The sequence below is a fragment of the Acinetobacter sp. YH12135 genome (genome assembly GCF_013418565.1).
Lineage (GTDB): Bacteria > Pseudomonadota > Gammaproteobacteria > Pseudomonadales > Moraxellaceae > Acinetobacter > Acinetobacter towneri.
In genome coordinates, this window is record NZ_VPBU01000051.1 from 1 (window position 1) to 1,128 (window position 1,128).

Below are 1,128 nucleotides of genomic sequence, written 5' to 3' on the forward strand. Positions count from 1 at the left end.
TTTTCTGACTTAAATTTCGCTCAAATAAACTTCGAGTAATTTAAACCAATCAATCAATGAAATATTTTCGATCAATCAATCAGTAAAAATCCACACAAGTTGTTCTTCATAATCTCTTAATGATCTTAATTTCTGCCTCGTCAGCAGAAATTTTAACGCAAAACACTTCTAACAACTCAACCCTGTAAGCTAAGTTCGTAGGCTGTTTCGCGTCGGGATGAGTGCATTATAGGGCAATTTCCTACACGTGCAAGTGCTTTTAACTGCTTGTTTTCACGAGTGTTGGATTTTTACGCACTATTTTGGTTCAAAAACACACAAAACTCGCACTAACCCTATAATTTTAAATTAAAAATATGTTTTTCATATTTTTGCAATCTAAATCCGCTTATTTTGTTGGGGCAGCCTCTTTCACTTTCACACTGAGTATTTTTACCGCTTGTTTCGGTACATTTTGATGCATGCCATAGTTGCCTGTTGGTACTTTTACAATTTTATCGACAACATCCATACCTTTAGTGACTTGACCAAATACCGCATAGCCTGCGTTACGTGGACTTCGATTTAAGAAATCGTTATCTACCACATTAATAAAGAATTGGCTGCTGGCAGAATCAGGATGATTCATACGTGCCATTGCCAAGGTACCACGGGTATTTTTCAATCCATTACTTGATTCATTACGAATGGTCGCTTTGGTTGGCTTTTCTTGCATATTGGCATCCATACCACCGCCTTGCACCATAAAGCCTGGGATAACACGATGGAAGATCGTACCGTTATAGAAGTTTGACTTGGCATAGTTTTCAAAGTTCTTTGCAGAAACTGGGGCTTTGTCATTAAACAGTTCGATTTCAATATTGCCCATGCTGGTTGTCATTTCTACCACGGTGTTGGCTGCCATCGTATTGAAGCTGATAAGCATTGCTGCCATGGTAAACATACTTTGTTTTAACATTTGCTGACCAATCCATCTGTGTTGTATTTGCATTGCATCTATATTAACCCGAATTACGGATAAGAAAAGCCCTTGAAAAAAAGGTAGTTAGAGCCATTTAGAAAGTTACGACACAACCCAAAGGCTCTAACTACCATGTACGATTTTACAGAAATTTTTTGTATTGTTGA

At 37.5% G+C, this 1,128-nt stretch carries 1 protein-coding gene; it reads right to left on the reverse strand.

Annotated features, from left to right (window positions below):
- Nucleotides 1-388: 388 nt before the first annotated feature.
- Nucleotides 389-958: a peptidylprolyl isomerase gene (locus FTU70_RS14245; protein ID WP_154321226.1), complete on the reverse strand. Its 570-nt coding sequence runs from the start codon at nucleotides 956-958 to the stop codon at nucleotides 389-391.
- Nucleotides 959-1,128: the final 170 nt, after the last annotated feature.